Origin of the sequence: Neptuniibacter sp. (assembly GCF_024231755.1) — a bacterium.
Lineage (GTDB): Bacteria > Pseudomonadota > Gammaproteobacteria > Pseudomonadales > Balneatricaceae > Neptuniibacter.
Genome location: NZ_JAAEQH010000327.1, coordinates 1 through 2574, shown reverse-complemented (window position 1 = coordinate 2574; position 2574 = coordinate 1). Strand labels below are relative to the sequence as shown.

Here is a 2574-nt window from a genome sequence, read left to right as displayed (position 1 = left end):
TTTTATTGCGTCTTGGAATCCAAGTGAGCGAGCTAAATCTGCGGGTGCGCCTGTAGAAGTAGATATCAGCAAGCTTGAGCCTGGACAATTAATACGTGTTGAGTGGCGAGGAAAACCTGTTTGGGTTATTAATCGTACACCAAGAATGCTTGAACAGATGAAAGAACATGAAGGTCAACTTCGTGATCCTGCGTCTGAAGAGCCTCAACAACCTGAATCATCAACCAATGAATATCGTTCGCAACGTCCTGAGATCTTCGTTGCTGTTGGTATTTGTACGCACTTAGGTTGTTCTCCTAGCTTCCTACAAGGTGGCTTTGGTGAGAAAGTAGAGGGCACAGACGACGGTTTCTTCTGTCCGTGTCACGGTTCTAAATTTGATATGGCTGGTCGTGTATTCCAATCTGTACCTGCACCATTAAATCTAGAAATTCCTCCGTATACCTTCCTTGATGACACGACTATTCTAGTCGGTGAAGAAAAAGGAGTGGCGTAATGTTTGGTAAAATTATTGGTTGGATCGACGATCGTATTCCAATGACACGTGTTTGGAACATGCATATTGCACAGTATCCAGCACCAAAAAACTTTAACTTCTGGTACTTCTTTGGCTCTCTAGCCATGTTAGTACTTGTTAACCAAATCGTAACTGGTATCTGGTTAACAATGAACTTCGTACCATCTGCTGAAGGTGCTTTCGCATCGGTAGAATACATCATGCGTGATGTTGAATACGGTTGGTTACTTCGTTACCTTCACTCAACAGGTGCTTCAGCGTTCTTTATCGTTGTATATCTGCACATGTTCCGTGGCATGATCTACGGTTCTTACCAAAAACCACGTGAATTACTGTGGTTATTCGGTATGTTCATTTTCTTAGCGCTTATGGCTGAAGCTTTCATGGGTTACTTACTTCCTTGGGGACAAATGTCTTTCTGGGGTGCACAGGTAATCATTTCACTATTCGGTGCGATTCCGGTTATTGGTGATGATTTAACGCTTTGGATCCGTGGTGACTACGTAATTTCAGGTGCTACGCTTAACCGCTTCTTTGCACTACACGTAATTGCATTACCTTTAGTTATTGTTATCTTAGTATTCTTACACATTGTTGCACTACACGAAGTGGGTTCAAACAACCCTGACGGTGTTGAAATCAAGCGTAAGAAAGGTTCTGTAGCTGAAGAAGATAAGCCTAAATTCAAATTCCACGAGTATTACACCAACAAGAAAGACATTGTTGATGCAATCCCGTTCCACCCTTACTACACAGTGAAAGATATTGTGGGTGTGGTTGGTTTCTTAATCTTATTCTGCTGGGTTGTATTCTTTATGCCTGCGATGAATGGTTTCTTCTTAGAAGCGCCAAACTTCGAAGCAGCTAACCCACTGAAAACACCAGAGCACATTTTCCCTGTTTGGTACTTTACGCCATTCTATGCAATCCTTCGTGCAATCCCTAACAAGTTAATGGGTGTTGCGGCGATGGGTGCATCTATCGTAGTGCTTGCGTTACTACCTTGGATTGACCGTGGCTCGGTTCGTTCTATTCGTTATCGTTGTGGTTTACACAAGTTAAACATCGCACAATTTGTGGTAACTTTCGTTATCTTAGGTTGGGTTGGTGCTACTCCACAAACTGATTTCAAAACGCTGTTATCACAAATCACGACTGTGACATACTTCATGTTCTTCGTATTGTTATTTGTTTACAGCAAGAATGAGAAAACTAAGCCATTACCAACGAGGTTGACGAAATGATGAAAAAGCTAATTATCGGTTTATTCGCATTATTGCCATCGTTGACAATGGCAGCAGGTCCTTCGGTTCCTTTAATGGATGCGAACATTGACCTTAAAGATAACGCGTCTTTACAACGCGGTGCTAAATTGTTCATGAACTACTGTCTTGGTTGTCACCAAATGCAGTATCAACGTTATGAGCGTACGTTCCGCGATATCGGTATTCCTACTGAGATTGGTCAAGAGCAACTAATTTTTGATGGCTCAAAAGTTGGTAGCCACATCAAAAATGCGATTGGTAAAGATGACGCAGCTAAATGGTTTGGCGCAGCGCCACCGGATCTTACGCTTGTAGCGCGAGTTCGTGGTACTGACTGGATCTACACTTATCTGAAGTCATTCTACAAAGATGAATCTCGTCCGTTTGGCGTAAACAATATTGTTTTCCCATCGGTAGGTATGCCGCACGTTCTTCAAGAACTACAAGGTTTACCAACACCAATCACTGAAGAAGTGGAAGAACACGGTCACACTGTGACTAAAGTTGTTGGCACTGAAACAGATGGTTCTGGTGAAATGAGTGACGATGAGTACGATCGCGCTGCTCGTGACTTAACTAACTTCTTAGCTTACGTTGGCGAACCGTCACGTTTAGAGTCAGAAGCGTTAGGTCTTAAGGTAATTGGTTTCTTAGTGATTCTATTTATCTTGGCATTCATGCTGAAGAAAGAATACTGGAGAGATGTTCACTAATCCTGGGCATTTTGAAAGGTAGTTTTGTGATAGGGGCTTAAGCCCCTATTGCTGTTTTTGTAATATAATGGAGGTAGGC

Annotated in this window: 3 protein-coding genes; all 3 read left to right on the top strand. The window is 42.4% G+C overall.

Translation table 11 applies throughout. The features are described from left to right. A partial coding sequence (petA, locus tag GY843_RS19020; protein ID WP_297312040.1) for a ubiquinol-cytochrome c reductase iron-sulfur subunit occupies positions 1-496 on the top strand: 496 nt, incomplete at its 5' end. Then, positions 496-1761 (top strand): cytochrome b N-terminal domain-containing protein, encoded by a 1266-nt coding sequence (locus GY843_RS19015; RefSeq protein WP_130050511.1) that lies wholly within the window; start codon positions 496-498, stop codon positions 1759-1761. The genes petA and GY843_RS19015, both read left to right, overlap by 1 nt. After that, a complete protein-coding gene (locus GY843_RS19010; protein WP_130050512.1) occupies positions 1758-2495 on the top strand; it encodes a cytochrome c1 in 738 nt (245 codons plus the stop codon). Before GY843_RS19015 ends, GY843_RS19010 begins: the two co-directional genes overlap by 4 nt. Positions 2496-2574 lie beyond the last annotated feature (79 nt).

Excerpts from the sequence above, each read along its gene's own strand:
- GY843_RS19015 (WP_130050511.1), top strand. The coding sequence starts at position 496 with ATGTTTGGTAAAATTATTGGTTGGATCGACGATCGTATTCCAATGACA.
- GY843_RS19010 (WP_130050512.1), top strand. The coding sequence starts at position 1,758 with ATGATGAAAAAGCTAATTATCGGTTTATTCGCATTATTGCCATCGTTG.